This window comes from Corallococcus caeni (assembly GCF_036245865.1).
Lineage (GTDB): Bacteria > Myxococcota > Myxococcia > Myxococcales > Myxococcaceae > Corallococcus > Corallococcus caeni.
This window is the reverse complement of record NZ_BTTW01000006.1, coordinates 509,750-526,753: the sequence shown is the minus strand read 5'-3', so window position 1 is coordinate 526,753 and position 17,004 is coordinate 509,750. Positions and strand designations below refer to the sequence as shown.

Sequence of the window (17,004 nt, the reverse complement as noted above, 5' to 3'; positions counted from 1 at the left end):
GCCGTGGCATCCAGGAGCGCCTCGTCCTCGTCTGGCGGCAGCGACACGGCGCGGGACGGTAGCACGCCCCGCCACGGCCGCCAGCAGCCGCGAGTGCCGGCCTACCGGCGCCGGGCCCGGGGCGGCTGGCGGGCGGGCGGGCGCGGGGACTCCTGGGGCAGGGTCTGGAGCCACGAGTCCACCTCCCCCACGCGCGCGTCCAGGCCGGACTCGGTGAAGCGCTCCCGGGCGCGGGTGGCCTCGCCGCGGGCCTGGGCCCGGGCCTCGGGGGTCTGGCCCGTCTGGTACAGCGCCCGCGCCAGCGCGAAGCCGGACTCCGCCAGCGCGTCCGGGGGCGCGGACGCGAAGGACACCGCCTGCTGGAGCGGCGCCACGGAGTCGCGCGCCCGGCCCAGCCCCAGCAGCGCCTGGCCCACGCCGTCGTAGGAGGGCTGGAGCCCCTCGTCGTCCGCGGGCAGGAGCTCGCGCTTGAGGGCCAGGGCCTGCTCGTAGGTCTTCAGCGCGTCGTCGTAGCGCTTCATCCCCAGCTGGCACATGCCCAGCTCGTCCAGCGCCTCCGCCACCTGGGGGCTCTTGTCGCCGTGGAAGCGCTTGTAGAGGTCCACCACCGCCTGGGCGTGCGGCAGGGCGCGCTCGGGTTCGCCGGCCTCGCGCAGGGCCAGGGACAGAAGGCCGTGCCGGCGGGCCACGTCCGGGTGCACCGGGCCCACCGCCGCCTCGGTCCTGGCGAGCGACGCTTCCAAGAGCGGCAGCGCCCCCTTCGCGTCGCCCGAGCCCAGCACCAGCCGGCCCAGCAGGAAGAGGGTCCGCGCGCGCTTGGGGTGCTCGGGCGGCAGCGCCTTGTCGTAGAGGGCGCTCGCCTCCTCCAGCCGCTTGCGGGCTTCGTCCACGTGGCCCTGGGAGATGGCGAGGTTGGCCTGGTTCACCTTCACGTCGGCCTCCAGCACGGGCTCGCCGCCCAGCCGCTGGAGGGTGGCCTCCGCCAGTGCTCCCCAGTTCGCCGCCGGGTCGAAGTGCTTCTGGCCGTCCTCCACGTAGAGCAGCTTGTTGAGGATGGCGACCTTCAACCGGTCCGCCCTGCCCGCCTCCGCGTCGAAGACGGCGCGCGACAGGAGGCGGGACGCTTCGGGTGACTGGCCCGTCTGCTCCTGGAGCCAGCCCAGGTGGAAGCGCATCTCCGCCTTCAGCGGCAGGTAGCCCGTCTTCTCCACGGGCGCCTCCAGCGCCTTCACCGCCGCGAGCGCCGCCGGGTAGCGGCCCGCGTCCACCTGCGCGCGCACCTCCGACAGCCGGTCCTCCAGCCCTTCAATCTCCCCGCGCAGGGCGGGGTCGGAGGGGCGGCGCTGCTGTTCGGCCAGCGACTCCACGTCCTCGCACTCGTGCAGCGCGGGCAGCGCGTGCGCCATGTCCACGGACTTCTCCACCAGGGCGGCGTCCGCGCGGGTGAGCAGGTCCACCGTCGCGCGCAGGTCCTTGCGCCGGCGCTCCAGGCACACCACCTGCCGGTCCAGCTGCTCCTCCGGCTTCACGCCGCTCACGCGCGTGTCCTCGCAGGCCCGGACGCGCTGGTCCTTCCACGCGCCCGCGTAGTGCGCCAGCACCTGCGTGGCGCGCGCGGCCATGTCTTCCGCGAAGGGCTTCCCGGTGGCGCGGAAGGCGGACGCCAGCCGCGCCTGGGCGTCCCGGGTCCAGACGGTGTCCATCAGCGCGCCCGCGTCCGCGCACACCTGGGACTGCTGCCACGCCACGCCGCCCGCCACCGCCAGCGCGGTGGTCATCGCGCCCGCCGCCCCCACCCATCGCCTGCGCCGTCCCAGGCGCTGCTCCTGGGACAGCGCGTCCAGCAGGGCCTGCATCGAGGGGAAGCGCGCGTCCGCGTCCAGCGCCAGCCCGCGCAGCACGGCCTGCCGCACCCAGCCGGGCACCTTCGCGTCGCGCGGGGGCTCGCGGATGAGCGCGGGCGGCGGCGCGATGACGGCCTTCGCCGGGGCCGCGTTCAGCGACTGCGTGCCGCCCAGCGACTGCGTGCCGTCCGCCTCGACTTCCGCGCTGCGGCTGGCGGACACGTAGGCCTTGATGCTGCCCGGGTCGAAGGGGCGCGTGCCGTAGAGCGCGCCGTAGAGCGCCGCGCAGAAGCTGAACTGGTCCGTGCGCGCGTCCAGCTGCGAGCCCCGGAACTGCTCCGGGGACATGTAGTTGGGCGTGCCCACCAGCAGGCCCGCTTCGGTGAGCGTGGTGTCCAGCATCCGCCGGTCGGACGACTCCAGCAGCCGGGCCTCCTCCGGCGAGGACGCGGTCTCCGGCCCGTCGCCCACCTGCCGCGCCAGCCCGAAGTCCGTCACGTAGGCGCGGCCCGCGCGGCTCACCAGCACGTTGGCGGGCTTGAAGTCGCGGTGCACCAGCCCCGCTTCGTGCGCGGCCTGGAGCCCCCGGCCCGCCTGGAGGTAGCGCTCCAGCACCTCGCGCCAGGACGGCTTTGCCTCCTTCAGCCACGAGCCCAGCGTGCCGCCGTCCACCAGCTCCATGGCGACGAAGACCTGGTCGCCCCACATGCCCACGTCGAAGACGGGGATGACGTTGGGATGGGAGACGCGCGCCATGGCCTGCGCCTCGCGCAACAGCCGGGACCGCGCCTCCTCGTTGTCGTGGTTGGCGTTCGGGTGCAGCAGCTTCAGCGCGACCTTGCGGTCCAGGTCCGGATCATAGGCGGCGTACACCACGCCCATGCCGCCCTGCCCCAGCTTGCGCAGGAGCAGGTAGCGGCCCACCTGGGGAACGGGAGGGACGTCCTCCGCGCGGCGGGGCGAGGGGCCAGTGCCGCGGCCCGTGCCTGCGCCCGAGCGCGCGGAGTCCGCCGGGCCCGTCCCTGCGCTTCCCCTGCCGGTGTCTCGTCTGGTCATGGTCGGTGCACCTGATCCGCGAGTCTACCGCCGGCCCTCACCCGCTCCGAACATCCTTCCGCGATGCGTCAACCACGGCTGCCTGCCTGGTGACGCCAGTCATCAGCGCCTGACGGCAGTCATCAGCGCTCGCGCACGGGGTGGGAGGCAACCCCCTGGAAACAGGAACCGGGGGCGTCCTCCGGAGGTGGCACGCCGGCCGCAATGGGGGCCTGCATCGCCGTACTCGCTGCCCGCCCCCTTCTGGAGTCCTCCATGGCCCTCGCCCCCGTCACCCGGAAGCCGATTGCGCCCGTCGCCCCTCCCGCCGTCACCGAGAAGCCGGCCGCCGCCGCGCCCGTGGAGGCGAGGAGGCCCGCCGTCGTGGCGGACGGCTTCGACGCGAAGAAGCCCGCGACGGGCCCGGAGCTCAGCCGCGTGGGCAACGCGGTGAAGGCCGCCGCCACGGCCGTGCGGCCCGCGGGCGTCCCCGAGCTGCGCGTGGGGCTGGCGGCGACGGGCGCGGCCCCGGTGGAGCGCCAGACGGTGTCCGGCGAGGACAAGGCGAAGCAGGCGGTGGAGTTGAAGACGGTGGGCGAGCGCCGCACCGAGACGGTGGATGCGCAGAAGGCCCTGCGGGAGAAGACCGCGCAGGAGGCCGACAAGCTCTTCGCCATGGCGGACGGCAAGGAGCAGGTGCCCGAAGGCGCCAGCGTCAAGCGCCTGTCCGACACCCAGGTGGAGCTCACCCGCGTCAACGGCCAGAAGGAGGTGGTGGAGCGCTCCGTCGCGACGAAGCAGGACGGCGCGGTGGTGATGGACACGGCCGCCTACGAGGACGGCGTCAACAAGCGCGACCGGCTGGAGCTGAAGGACGACGGCAGCTCGCTGGTGGAGCGCGCGGAGTGGAAGGGCGACAAGAACGAGACGGCCGACCTCAAGTCCTTCGGTGACATCTCCCAGACGAAGGACAAGGGCCTCACGTACACGCGCAACGCGGTCCACATGGAGCCGAACAAGGACGGCGACCGGCTGATCACCGACGCGTACTCGCAGGCGGACGGCGGCGCGCAGACGAGCCGCACGGCCTACTACCAGCAGAAGGGGGGCGGCTCCATCGACAACAAGCTCAAGGGCCCGTTCGACTTCGACAAGCCGGTGGATCGCGCGGACACGTACACCTATACGATTCCGCCTCCGGGCGAGGACGGCTCGCAGGGCGACGTGCAGTACAGCCGCGTGCAGGACTTCTCCCAGGACAACGTGAAGGCGACGTCCTACGTGGACCGCACGCTGGACGGCCACACGCACCTCGCGGGCTCCGGCCCGCACACGATGGACGAGTTGCACAAGGTCCGCGACGAGTACGGCAAGGGCGGCGGGGAGAACTGGGACGCGGACAAGACGGGCGACGGCCGCCCGCCGAAGCGCTGGACGGTGGACCTGCAGAAGGGCGCGGACCGGCTGGACTCGCAGACCTTCATCGAGGGCTACCCGGACGCGACCATCAAGACGGAGCGGACGCGCGAGGGCAGCACCGTGAAGGAGAAGTACGAGGGCAAGACCTTCGAGAAGGCGGACTCCTCCAAGCGCGTGCCCGTCAACGGCGAGTCCTCCACCACGTACGGCCAGGACGGCTCCATCGAGAAGATGGATTCGAAGAGCCGCGAGCCGGACGGCGCCGACCTGGAGCAGCACTACAACAGCAGCCGCAAGGCCACCGACCAGGGGCTGGAGCTCCAGGAGTCGCTGGAGACGAAGCGCACGAAGGACGACAAGACGGAGAGCGCGCTCAAGGAGGACACGTCGCTCCTGTCCGGTGAGGGCGCGCAGCTGGTGAACTCACGCACCACCGTGACGGACGCGGACGGCCGCAAGGGCATCCACGAGGTGGGCAAGGACGGCGAGCGGATGCAGCTGTCCGGCAAGGGCGGCGCCGACATGCGCGACGTCACCGACGCGGAGGCCTTCAAGGATGATGAGTTCGGCAAGGTGCTGCTGGAGCAGGCCTCCATCTACACCGCGAACACGGTGAACCAGTACGCCAACAGCGGCGGCGCGCAGGCGCTGAACATCCTCAAGGGCCTGAGCCAGGACGCGGGCCGCCTGCCGGCGAAGGCGACGGAAGTCCTGGGCAGGGACGCCCTCTCCAAGGGCCTGAACGCGGCGCAGGGCGGCGCGAGCGCGCTGGGCGGCGTGGCCGGCGTGGTGGCGGGCGGCATGTCGCTGGCGCGGGGCATCCGCGAGAACAACATGCCGGACATCGTGAAGGGCGTGTCGGACACGGCCAACGGCGCGGTGAACATGTACACGGGCGGCAAGGCGTTCACGGAGGCCATCAAGAACTTCAAGAACGCGGGCGCGCTCACCACCACCACGCCCCCCACCGCGGCGAAGAGCATGCCCTGGGCGAAGTCGCTGGCGAACCCGAAGGTGGGCAACGCCATCACCAGCACGGTGCTGGACTCCGTGAAGGGCATGGGCGGCATCGGCAAGGTGGCCGGGGTGACGGCGAGCGCCGGCAGCAAGGCGCTCTCCGCGCTCAAGGCGGCGGGCGGCGCGGCCAACGTGCTGGGCGCGGTGGGCGGCGCGGCGGGCGGCGTGATGGACATCGTCAACGGCGCGAAGGTGAACGACGGCGCGCAAATCGCCAAGGGCGCCGTCGGCATCGCGGGCAGCCTGGGTGGCGCGGTGGCGGTGGGCGCGATTGGCGGCCCGCTGGGCATGGCGGTGGGCGCCGGCATCGGCCTGCTGACCTTCGGCTTCGGCAAGCTGATGGACCTCATCAGCGACAAGCCGCACAAGATCTCCGAGCTGCAGATCGACTGAAGCGCGGCTCGGATGGAGGCGGCGGTGGACGGAGCCACCGCCGCCTTCTGACTTTTTCAACGCTTCGCGCGCAGGGTGCGCCTGGAATCCTCGTAGCGCACCGGGTGAGGCGCACCTGCCCGCGAACGCGCCGAAGAGGAGGCCCGACGCGGACGAGCCCCCTCCTCCAAGAAATTGAGACATCCCTGCGGCCCCCCTCCCGCCCGGCGTGGTCCCAACTGGTCCGACTGTCGGACCAGTTCGTGCGGCCCGGAGGGAGTGGACCCCCTGGCCAGGGCGGTGGTCCCAACTGGTCCGACTGTCGGACCAGTTCGTGCGCCGCGGGTTCCGGGGGCGGCTCGCTCGCAGTCGATGACGGGCTCGACGACCGCGAAGTCGTCCGCGGCGAAGAGGAGGTCCGAAAGCTCCGGCCACGCAGCGGCGTGCCAGTGCTCGAACACGGAGCGTGGGGACAGGCCTGGAGTCTCCGGAAGCAGGCGTCCCCGTGACGTGCCGGTTGACGCGCGTCCCCGGCGCCCCTCTTATCTGCCCCTCCCCTTGAGCAGGAGTCCCCGTTGGCAGGTGTTCCGGTTGAATTGACCCCGGAGGAGTACGAAGCAGTCACCCAGCGGCCCGGCATGTGCATCGTGGACTTCTGGGCCCCGTGGTGCGAGCCCTGCCACGCCTTCGCTCCCGTCTTCACGGAGGCGGCCGCGCGGTTCTCGGACATCACCTTCGCCCGGCTGGACGCGGAGGCCCATGAGGCGGTGTCCGAGCCGCTGGGCATCGACTCCTATCCCACGCTCGTCGCGTTCAAGGACGGCCTGGAGGTCCACCGCGTCTCCGAGGCGCTGTCCACCGAGGCGCTGGACCGGCTGCTGGGCGCGCTGCGGGCCGTGGACGTCGCCGAGGAGAAGCGCCGTCACGCGAACCGCGAGCGGACCGAGGCGGGCCAGCGCCCCTCCAGCGTCCCCGAGGGCGCCACCTGGGACGACGGCGACAAGGAGTGGTCCTTCGGACCGAAGGACGTCACGGGACGGCCGCACGGCACGTGGCGGTACTGGCGCGCGGACGGCACGCTCTGCAACGAATGCATCATGAAGCAGGGCACGCCGCACGGCCCCTTCAAGCGCTTCCATGAGGACGGCGCGGTGTCCCAGGAGGGCGCCTTCGAGAAGGGCCAGATCCACGGCCCGCGCACCTGGCTCGCGTCCGACCACTTCACCACCGAGCGCATGCACGAAGGCGGCGTGAGCGAGCGCGTGCGCAAGACGGTGATGCACTACGAGCACGGCACCGTCCGGCAGGTGCTGCACTTCAACGGCCAGGGCCAGCGCGTGGTGCCCTCCACCGGCGAGCCCTACCCCACCCGTCCCGCCCACCTGCCCGAGGACGCGGAGCTGCGCGAGGACCTGAACCAGTGGGCCCGGGTGACGCTCAACGCGGACGCGGAGCGCCACGGCCTCACCCGCTTCTGGGACCTGCAGGGCCAGCTCCTCTGGGAGGCCGAGTTCGCGAACGGACTGCGCCACGGGCGCTGCTGGTCGCGCGCGGAGAACGTGTACGCGGACTTCCGCGTCCACTTCGAGGAGGGCCGGGCGGAAGGCAACCTCACGTGTGGCGAGTGGTCCCTGCTGGACGCGCAGCGGGCGGTGGTGCTCACGCGCGACCTGGGCCGGGCGATGGATGAGCGGACGCTGGCGCGCTCGCCGGTGTTCTCCAACCTGGCCCGGGGCGCGGAGGGGTGGCGCGAGCTGGCCAGGGAGGCCCGCGCGGACCGGCGCTACCGCGAGGCCCTGCTGGCCACGGCGCGCGCGTGCGCCACGTCGCTGGATGTCCAGCCGCTGAAGGCAGGCCTGGAGGAGCTGACGCTGCCGCGCAAGAAGGACTCGGCGAGCGAGCTCGCGGACGACGTCGTGGAGGAGGCGGGCCAGGAGTGGGCCCCGATGGCGGACGCGCTCATGCGCGGGGCGGACGCCGCCACGCTGCTGCGGGCCTACGCCGTGCTGCTGGACCAGACGGACCGGCCGCGCGCGGCGCTGGACTTCCTGCACGCGGCGATGCTGCTCGCTCCGGAGCGCAAGGAGTACCTGTTCACGCGCGGCCTCATCCTGCTCAACCTGGGGGTGGCGGATCAGGTGCGCAAGGATGCCCAGGGGCTCGCGGCGGCGGAGCCGGACACGGCCGCGTTCCTGGACACGTATGCGCGGGTGTTGTTCCCCCGCTTCGACTTCTGGGCGGGACAGGAGCCTCCTCGCTGCACCTACGACGGCCTGCCGGAGAAGCCCGAGCAGACCCTGGAGGCGATCCAGCAGCTGGTGCGCAAGTACGCCACGCGGCTCCAGGCGATGCGCGGCGCGCTGCTCCAGCGGTTCAAGCCCGGCGCCGCGGTGTCGTGGCTGCCGCCGGACCTGTCGAGCCTGCTGGGGAAGGGGCCGGTGGAGCTGAAGCAGTACGAGCTGGAGCTGGAGGACGAGCAGGTGGAGGTCGACGAGACGCTCGACGTGGAGATGGGGCTCGCGGACCTGACGCTGATGCTGCGGGGGGACTGGAGCGCGCTGTCCTGGCTGTTGTGGTCATGCGGGGAGACGGCGTTCCGGATGCCCACGCGCATCGCGCCGCCGGCGGACTACGGCCAGGCGGCAGGGCAGGCCTCGCAGCGGCTGTGGCAGAGCCGGGACCGCAAGTTCCGGGGAGATGCCAGCACGACGAAACCCGGCCAGGGCTTCCTGTTCGAGGGGGTGGCGCTGGGCGACCTGCATCCGAACCTGGTGTCCATCGCGGAGCGGCAGTACGCGGAGACGCAAGCGATGTTCTATTGGCTCAATGACCCGGACCACGTCTCTCCGTGGCAGAGCAATCTGAGGGGGAGCTAGGCATGAATCGGATTCGTGAAACCATCGAGGTCGCGGAGCCCCTGTGGCGGGCGCTGGAGCAGATGAGCCACGACCTGGGCGTGGACCGCGATGCCCTGGTGGCCCAGGCGCTGTTCCTGCTCGCGAAACAGAACGGCTACGTGTCGCCGACGCCCGTGGTGCTCGGCACGCCGGTCGAGGGAACGCCCGTGAGGGCACCGGCGGCCCGGGCCCCAGAGCCCGCGGTGCGTCCGGCGGAGCACCCCACCACCTCCGCTCCTGTGAAGGCGGCCGTGTCCGCCGCGCCTCCCGTGGACGAGGCGGCGCATGCCCGGTCCCGCATGCAGGAGGTCCTCGCGGCCGTGGACGCGGTCGTGCAGCCCCGCGATGTGCCGGTGGCAGCCGATGACGAGGAAGAGTCGGAGGACGAGGAGGAAGCGTCCGACGAGTCCTCGGACGAAGAAGCAGAAGCGGCCGACGCGTCTTCGGACGAAGACGAAGCATCGGACGACGAAGAGGCCGACGAAGACGAAGCGGCCGATGGCGCGTCGTCGGACGAAGACGAGGCATCGGACGAAGACGAGCCCGGCGCTGATCAGGCGGCCGACGAAGCATCGGACGAAAGCGAAGCGGCCGACGAAGACGAAGCGGCCGACGAAGATGCGTCCGAGTCCGACGCCGATGCGGACGAGGAATCCGACGCGGGCGCCACTGACACGGACGCGGAGGACGAAAAGGCCGCCGAGGAGGACGACGGCTCCGCGGCCGACATCGAAGCGGCGATCGGCTCCGAAGAACTCCCGGGCGCCAACGAGGCCGACGACTCCGAGCCCGAAGAGGCCAAGACGGGTGAGGAGGCCACGGGCTCCGACGATGAGGCCGATACTCGGGCCGCCGCGTCCGACGACGATGACGCGGCCGATGCACGGGCCGCCGCATCGGACGAGGACGATGAACGGGCCGCCGCGTCCGACGAGGACGACGCGCAGGGCGCGGGCGACTCGGAAGCAGAGGAGCAGGACCTTCCCTTCGTGGCGGCTCCGGCGGCGAAGGGCCCCGCCCTCCGGAAGCAGGGCCGGGTGCTCCGTCAGTCCGCTCCCGAGGACGACGCTCCCCCGGACGCCAACAAGGGCCGGAAGCCGGCCGCGAGGGCCTCCGCGCGCAAGGACCTGTTCGTGCGCCTGAGCCCGGACGGCCCCGCCACCCGCGTGGACGTGGAGCGCTTCACGCTGGGACGTGGCCCGCAGTGCAGCCTCGTCGTGAAGTCCGGCAGGGTCTCCCGCGAGCACGCCATCGTCGTGCGCGAGGGCAACGACTACTTCATCGAGGACCTGGGCTCCTCCAACGGCACCTGGATCAACCACCAGCGCATCAAGCGCCAGAAGATCGCGGACGGCGACACCTTCAACCTGGGGACCGAAGCCGTGTACTTCTCCATGGCCCCGAGCGACGACTGACGCGCTCAGGCCTTCCGCGGCGGATCGCGGATGCCCAGGGCGGAGATGACTCCGCCCAGCACCAGCAGGACGGTGGCGACGAGCATCACCCGGTGGAAGCCCGCGACGTCCAGTCGCGGGCCTACGATGAGCCCCGTGAACGCGATGGCGATGAGCCCCGCGACCCGGGCGATGGCGTTGTTGATGGCCGAGCCGATGCCCGCCTGCTCCTTGCGGACCGACCCGAGCACCGCCGCCGTCAACGGCGCCACCGTCATCGTCAGCCCCAGCCCGAACACCACCACGCCCGGCAGCATCTGCGTCCAGAAGTCCACCGGCGTCCCCGCGCGCAGCATGAGCAGGAACCCCACGCCCGCGACACACGGACCCACCGCCATGAACCGGCGCGCCCCGAACCGGCCCGCGAGCCCGCCGAACCTTGACGACAACAGCAACATGATGACCGTCGTCGGCATCAGCGCCAGCCCCGCCGTCGTCGCGCGGAACCCCGCCACCTGCTGGAGGAACAGCGTGATGACGAACTCGCCCAGCGCCAGCGCCCCGTAGATGGACGTCGTGGCCAGGTTGCCCACCCAGAAGTTCCGCTCCCGGAACAAGCCCAGCGGCATCATCGGGTGCGTCGAGCGCCGCTCCTGGAACAGGAACGCGATGAACGCCGGCACGCCCACGCCCAGCGACGCCAGCACCGTGGGATGCGTCCAGCCCACCGTCCCCTGCTCGATCAGCGCGTAGACCGGACCGCCCAACCCCAGGCACGCCAGCACCGCCCCCAGCACGTCGATGCGCGCGCCCTCCGGCCGCGCGGGCTCCTCCATGCGCGCGAGCAGCGCCAGCGTCAACGCGATGGGCAGCACGTTGATGGCGAAGATCCACCGCCAGCCCACCGTGTCCACCAGCAGCCCGCCCACGAGCGGCCCCGCGATGAACGCGGCGCCCGTCCAGCCGGTCCAGGTGCCAATGGCCTTCGCCTGCTCGGGGCCGGAGAAGAAGGACAGGATGAGCGCCAGCGAGCCCGGCACCAACAGCGCGCCCGTGGCCCCCTGGAGCCCTCGCGCGAGGATGAGCACCGCGCCCGTCGGCGCCAGCGCGCACAACAGCGACGTGGCCCCGAACCCCAGCAACCCCAGCCGCAGGATGCGCTTGCGCCCGAACGCGTCCGACAGCGAGCCCGCGGCCAGCATCAGCGAGCCCAGCGTGATGAGGTAGGCGTCCACCACCCACTGCTGGAGCTTGAGCCCACCGCCCAGGTCCCGGACCATCGCGGGCAACGCGACGTTGATGATCGCCCCGTCCAGGAACGTGACGAGTGAGGCGAGCACGGCGATTCGCAGGACCAGCCGCTGGGGAGGAGTCACGATGCCGTGACTTTCCCGGAGGACAGCGCCCCGCGCACCCCGGAGGACCCACGGGACGTCAGGCAGCCGACTGCACCGGGAGGACCGGTGAGGAGCCATGCGCTCCCCACCGGTGAAGGCTCACGGACCCGGAGGCCCGTGAGGTCCGTCAGGGCTCACACTTCGGACCACCCTCCGTACAGAACGGACTGGTCAGGTCCTTGCGGCCATTCAGCTCCCCGTCCGGCTTGGACAGGAGGCGGACGGTCTCGCGCTTCAGACTCAACTTCTTGGGCTTCTGCATGTCCTGCTTGTCCATGGCAGTTTCCTTTCGTTGCAGTCCTTGCGTACGACGACAGCCAACCTGGATTCACGGACGCGGACGCCCGTGACACGGCTCAGAGGTCACACTTCGTGCCGTACTCCGTGCAGACCGGCGAGGTGAGCTCCTTGCGGTCCTTCTGCTCCGCGCTCGCGCCCGACAGAAGGCGAACGGTCTCACGCTTCAGGCTCAGCTTCTTGGGCTTCTGCATGTCCTGCTTGTCCATGGCAGTTTCCTTTCGTTGCAGTCCTTGCGTACGACGACAGCCAACCTGGATTCACGGGCGTGGACGCCCGTGACACCGCTCAGGGCTCACAACTCGGGCCGAACTCCGTGCAGCGCGGCGTGGTGATTTCCTTGCGGTCCTTCTGCTCCGCTCCCGCTCCGGACAGGAGACGGACGGTCTCACGCTTCAGGCTCAACTTCCTGGGCTTCTGGGTGTCCTGTTTCTCCATGACGTGGCCCTTTCGTTGTCGTCCTTGTCGGCGTTTACTGCAACTCCAGTCAAACAGTTGCTTCCTGAGCAGACAAGCGCTCCGCGCAAGAACCGCTAGACGTTGAATTTCATTTCCTGCCTGGATGGGACGACGACATGCGACGCACGCCTCCATGGAAACCGTTGCTGCAAGGCGTCGAGCACGCGTCGGCGCTGCAAGTGCTCGCAATGCTTGTCGATGCGCTGTCACATCCTCCCGGGCAGGTTTCATCACTGCCATCCCTCGCGCGAGGTGAGGCAGGACGCGCGGTGCTGTTTGACGCGCTGGCCCGGGTCCACGCTGACGCGAAGCATCGCGCGGTGTCGGAGGCCTGGCTGGAGCGCGCCACGGAGGCGCTCGGGGCGGAGACCCTGGGGCCGGACCTCTATGACGGTTTCACGGGCATCGCGTGGGCCGTGCAGCACGTGCAGCGCCCTTCCGAATCCCCGGAGGAGGATCCACTCACGGACATCGACGCCGCGCTCGAGGACTTCCTCCAGACGCGGCCGTGGACGCACCGCTACGACCTGGTGAGCGGGCTGGTGGGCATGGGCGCGTACGCGCTGGAGCGCCTTCCGCGCGACGGCGCACGGCGCTGCCTGGAGGCCGTGGTCGCGCGGCTCGGGGAGCTGGCGGAGCGGACGCAGGAGGGGCTGCGCTGGAAGACGCAGGCCCGCCATGTCGTTGCGCGGCTCCAGGGCGAACATCCCGAGGGCAGCTTCAACCTGGGCGTCGCGCACGGCATGGCGGGCGTGCTCATCGTGCTGGGCGGCGCGGTGGCCGCGGGGGTCGAAGCCGCGCGCGAGCTGCTTCATGGAGGGTGGACGTGGTTCATGGCCCGGCGCGGGGAGGACTCCGCCCCCGCTCGCTTCCCGACGCGCGTGGGGGCGCGCCATGAACCCCTCACGTGGCCGCGCCGTCCGGCGTGGTGCTACGGCGATCCCGGCGTGGCGCTGGGACTGCACACGCTGGCGCGCGCGGTGGGCAACGCGGAGTGGGAAGCCCAGGCGCTCACGCTCTGCCTGGAGGCCGCCGGACGCTGGACGGACGTCGCCTCCGTGAAGGACGGCGGGCTCTGCCATGGCTCCGCGGGGCTCGCGCACCTCTACAACCGCCTGTTCCAGACGACGGGCGAGCCCGCCTTCGCGACCGCCTCCCGCTACTGGTTCCAGCAGCTGCTCTCCGTGCACCGGCAGCCGGGCCTGGGCGTGGCCGGCTTCCGCGCGTGGGAGCAGTTCGATGACGGCTCCGAGGGTTGGACCGACAACGCCGGCCTGCTCGCGGGGGCGACCGGCATCGCGCTGGCGCTCCTCGCGGCGACGTCGTCCGCGGAGCCCTCCTGGGACCGCATGCTGCTCATGTCCCTGCCCTTCCCCACCCTGGACTCTCCATGACGCCGCCGGGCTTCGCTCCCTCCGGGTTCTTCGTCCTCCGCACGCCGCTGCTGCCCTTCGACGAGCTGCTCGCCTGGGGCCGGGGGCTCTGCGCGTCCGCAGCGCTGACGGCCCCCACCGCGGAGCTGGAAGCGGCGCTGGAGCGGGACCGCGCGCTCTTGCGTGAGAGGCTCTCGACCGTGGTCGCGCGGCCGGAGGTGCGGGAGGCGCTGTTCCTCGCGTCGCCGTCGCTGGAGGAGCACCTGCCCGCGTGGACGTCCGAGCCCGGGAGCCCGCACGGCGAGAAGCTGGAGCGGACGCTGGTGCGCTACTGGCAGCGCATGGCGGCGCGGTCGACGCCCTTCGGCCTCTTCGCGGGCAACAGCCTGGGCACGCTCACCGCGTCCACGCGGCTGCGGCTGCCGGCTCGCGAGACGTACCGGCGACACACGCGGCTGGACACGGACTACGTCGACGCGCTGATGGAGCAGCTCGCCAGGCTGCCGGAGCTGCGCGAGGCCCTGGGCTACCACCCCAACTCCAGCCTGTACCGGGTCGCGGGCCGGCTGCGCTACGCCGAGTCCCGGCGCGACGGCGGCTCGCGCACCTACCAGCTCGTGGGCGTGGAGCCCACGCCGTACCTGGAGGCGACGCTGGAGCGCGCGCGTGCGGGCGCGTCGCTCGCCACGCTCGTGCAGGCGCTGGTGGACGCCGACCCCGACGTGTCCCGTGAAGAGGCCATGGAGTACGTGGACATGCTCGTCGAACACCAGCTCCTGGTGCCGGACCTGGCGCCGCCCGTCACGGGCCTGGAGCCGCTGCGCGAGCTGCTCACGCGCCTGGAGGCCGTGCCCGCGATGGCCGCGTCCCACCGCGTCCTCCAGGACGTCCAGCGCGCGCTGACGGAGCTGGATGGCACGCCGCCGGGCGCGGCGCCGTCACGCTACCGCGCGCTGGCTCGCGGGCTGGAGGCCCTGCCCTCACCCGTCGACATGAGCCGCCTGTTCCAGGTGGACCTGCGCAAGCCCGCCGAGTCACTGACGCTGGGCCCCGCCGTGGTGGACGCGATGCTCCAGGGCGTCACCCTGCTGCACCGGCTCAACGCGTCCTCCGAGCACTCCATGCTGCGGCGCTTCCGCGAGGCCTTCGTGCAGCGCTACGAGGCGCGCGAGGTGCCCCTGCTGGAGGCGCTGGACGAGGACGTGGGCATCGGCTTCGAGCTGGCGAGCCCGGAGACCGCCGAGGACGCACCGCTCCTGCGCGACCTGTCCCTTCCCGCGTCCCGTGGCGAGGAGCCCGTCGCCTGGGGCAAGGCGCAGGCCTGGCTGCACCACCGGCTGTCGGAGGTGCTGCTTTCAAAGGGCCCGCTCGAGCTGACCTCGGACGACGTGGAGGCGCTCGCCCAGCCCCGTCCGGGGCCGCTGCCGGATGCCTTCTCCGTCATGGGAGCGGTGCTCGCGGCCTCGCAGGAGGACGTGGACGCAGGGCGGTTCCAGTTCGTCTTCGAGTCGATGATGGGCCCTTCGGGCGCGGCGCTGCTGGGGCGCTTCTGTCACGGGGATCCGGAGCTGCTGCGCCACGTGACGGAGCACCTGCGCGCGGAGGAGGCCCTGCGGCCGGAGGCCACCTTCGCGGAGGTGGTGCACCTTCCCGAGGGGCGCAACGGGAACATCCTCTGCCGCCCCGTGCTGCGCGCGCACGAGCTGGTGTACCTGGGGCGCTCGGGGGTGCCGCCGGAGCGGCAGCTTCCGCTCACGGACCTGTTCCTCTCCGTGCAGGGCTCCCGCATCGTCCTGCGCTCCGCGAGCCTGGGACGTGAAGTGCTCCCGCGCGTCACGCACGTCCACAACTTCGGCCGCGCGCACCTGCGCCCCTACACCTTCCTGGGCACGCTCCAGCAGCAGGGCGTCACCCCCGGCCTGCGCTGGAAGTGGGGCCCGCTCACGAGCAGCGCGTTCCTTCCGCGCGTGACGATGGGCCGGCTCATCCTCCACCGCGCCCGCTGGCGGCTCCAGGCGTCCACGCTCCGCGCGCTCGGTGAACGCGACGGCGCCGAGCGCTTCCGCGAAGCCCAGCGGCTGCGCGAGCGGCTCCAGCTGCCGCGCTTCGTGGGCCTGGAGGACCGCGACAACGTGCTGCCGGTGGACCTGGACAACGTGCTCAGCGTGGACGCCTTCGTCCACCTGGTGCGGCAGCGCGCGGACGTGGTGCTGGTGGAGCTGCCGGAGAAGGAAGGCCTGTGCGTCCAGGGCCCGGAGGGCCGCTTCGTGCATGAGGTCGTGGTGCCCTTCGTGCGCGCCGCGCCCGCGGCGGCCGCGCCCGCCGTGCACCTGCCGAAGCCCCCGCGCATCGAGCGCTCCTTCCCACCGGGCTCCGAGTGGCTGTACGTCAAGCTCTGCACTGGCACCGCGCTCGCGGAGCGCGTGCTGGCGGAGGCCGTGGCGCCGTGGGTCCGGCAGGCGCTGGCGTCCGGGGCCGCGAGTCAGTGGTTCTTCCTGCGCTACGGCGACCCGGACTGGCACCTGCGCGTGCGCCTCCACGGCGACCCGCGACGGTTGCACGGCGAGGTCCTGGAGCACCTGCACACGCTGCTCGGTCCCCTCCGGAAGGACGGGCTCGTCCACCGCGTGCAGGTGGACACGTACGAGCGCGAGGTCGAACGCTACGGTGGCGACGCGGGCCTGCCGCTCGCGGAGCAGTGGTTCCACTCGGACAGCGACGCGGCGCTGGAGCTGCTCGACACCGTCGCGGAGGAAGGTGGCGCGGACGCGCGCTGGCGGCTGGTGCTGTGCGGCATCGACACGGTGCTGACAGACCTGGGCTTCGACCTGGAAGGCCGCTGCCGGCTGCTCGAAGGGCTGCGCCAGGGCTACGGCCAGGAGTTCTCCGTGGACGGCGCCGTCGAGCGGCGGCTGGGCGAACGCTTCCGGACGCACCGCAAGGAGCTGGAGTCCCTGCTGTGGCGGCCGTGGCCCTCCGAAGGGCCGCTCGCGCCAGGGCTCGCGGCGCTGCGGCGCCGAGGTGAACGGCAGGCGCCGGTGCTGGCACGGCTGCGCGCGTGCGCGGACGGGGGACAGCTCACCCAGCCCCTGGACCGCGTGGCCTCAGGCCTCGTCCACATGCACACCAACCGGATGCTGCGCACCGCCGCCCGCGCGCAGGAGCTGGTCCTCTACGACCTCCTCCACCGCCTCTACACGTCCAGGCTGGCCCGCGAGAAGAAGCAGTCCTGACACGCCCCGTCCTCAGGATGCGCTTGCGCCCGAACGTGCCCGAAAACGGCCCGCGACCAGCATCAGCGTGCCCTGCACGCTCATCCGCCGGTACATCAGCAAGGGCGTGCTCAAGGCCCTTCAGCGCTTCGCCTTGAAGTACCTGGGATTGAAGCTCACGCAGCGCGCCATCATCACCAAGACCGTTCCGCTGGTCGGTGCGGGAGTCGGGGCGACCTGGAACCATGACTCCGCATCAGGTGCGCCACCCGCACGGCGCTGACTGAC

The 17,004-nt window shown here is 71.8% G+C and carries 10 protein-coding genes; 6 read left to right on the top strand and 4 right to left on the bottom strand.

Features of this window, described 5'->3' with window-relative positions; genetic code table 11:
• Positions 1-101 precede the first annotated feature (101 nt).
• Positions 102-2,900, bottom strand: a complete 2,799-nt coding sequence (locus AABA78_RS26390) for a serine/threonine-protein kinase (RefSeq protein WP_338266931.1) — start codon at positions 2,898-2,900, stop codon at positions 102-104.
• Between the two features lie 255 nt (positions 2,901-3,155).
• Here AABA78_RS26390 and AABA78_RS26385 point away from each other — a divergent pair, with 255 nt between their 5' ends.
• The 3 genes from AABA78_RS26385 to AABA78_RS26375 all read left to right on the top strand — a co-directional run bounded on the left by AABA78_RS26385 (position 3,156) and on the right by AABA78_RS26375 (position 9,999).
• Entirely contained in the window at positions 3,156-5,708 is a 2,553-nt protein-coding gene (locus AABA78_RS26385; RefSeq protein ID WP_338266928.1) for a hypothetical protein, read from the top strand.
• 554 nt (positions 5,709-6,262) lie between these two features.
• Positions 6,263-8,563, top strand: coding sequence for a thioredoxin domain-containing protein (locus tag AABA78_RS26380; RefSeq protein ID WP_338266926.1), 2,301 nt, complete (start codon positions 6,263-6,265; stop codon positions 8,561-8,563).
• Between the two features lie 2 nt (positions 8,564-8,565).
• Positions 8,566-9,999, top strand: coding sequence for an FHA domain-containing protein (locus AABA78_RS26375; protein WP_338266924.1), 1,434 nt, complete (start codon positions 8,566-8,568; stop codon positions 9,997-9,999).
• A 5-nt stretch (positions 10,000-10,004) separates the two neighbouring features.
• On the opposite strand, the gene AABA78_RS26370 is transcribed toward AABA78_RS26375, so the two are convergent.
• The 3 genes from AABA78_RS26370 to AABA78_RS26360 all read right to left on the bottom strand — a co-directional run bounded on the left by AABA78_RS26370 (position 10,005) and on the right by AABA78_RS26360 (position 11,881).
• Positions 10,005-11,354, bottom strand: coding sequence for an MFS transporter (locus tag AABA78_RS26370; RefSeq protein ID WP_338266923.1), 1,350 nt, complete (start codon positions 11,352-11,354; stop codon positions 10,005-10,007).
• A gap of 148 nt (positions 11,355-11,502) precedes the next feature.
• Positions 11,503-11,652, bottom strand: coding sequence for a hypothetical protein (locus AABA78_RS26365; RefSeq protein WP_338266922.1), 150 nt, complete (start codon positions 11,650-11,652; stop codon positions 11,503-11,505).
• A 79-nt stretch (positions 11,653-11,731) separates the two neighbouring features.
• Entirely contained in the window at positions 11,732-11,881 is a 150-nt protein-coding gene (locus AABA78_RS26360) for a hypothetical protein (protein WP_171413355.1), read from the bottom strand.
• 366 nt (positions 11,882-12,247) lie between these two features.
• Here AABA78_RS26360 and AABA78_RS26355 point away from each other — a divergent pair, with 366 nt between their 5' ends.
• The 3 genes from AABA78_RS26355 to AABA78_RS26345 all read left to right on the top strand — a co-directional run bounded on the left by AABA78_RS26355 (position 12,248) and on the right by AABA78_RS26345 (position 16,999).
• Entirely contained in the window at positions 12,248-13,525 is a 1,278-nt protein-coding gene (locus AABA78_RS26355) for a lanthionine synthetase C family protein (RefSeq protein ID WP_338266920.1), read from the top strand.
• Entirely contained in the window at positions 13,522-16,737 is a 3,216-nt protein-coding gene (locus AABA78_RS26350; protein ID WP_338266919.1) for a lantibiotic dehydratase, read from the top strand. Before AABA78_RS26355 ends, AABA78_RS26350 begins: the two co-directional genes overlap by 4 nt.
• A 67-nt stretch (positions 16,738-16,804) precedes the next feature.
• Positions 16,805-16,999 carry a hypothetical protein gene (locus AABA78_RS26345; protein WP_338266917.1) on the top strand — a complete coding sequence of 65 codons (195 nt, stop codon included), beginning with the start codon at positions 16,805-16,807 and terminating at the stop codon, positions 16,997-16,999.
• Positions 17,000-17,004 lie beyond the last annotated feature (5 nt).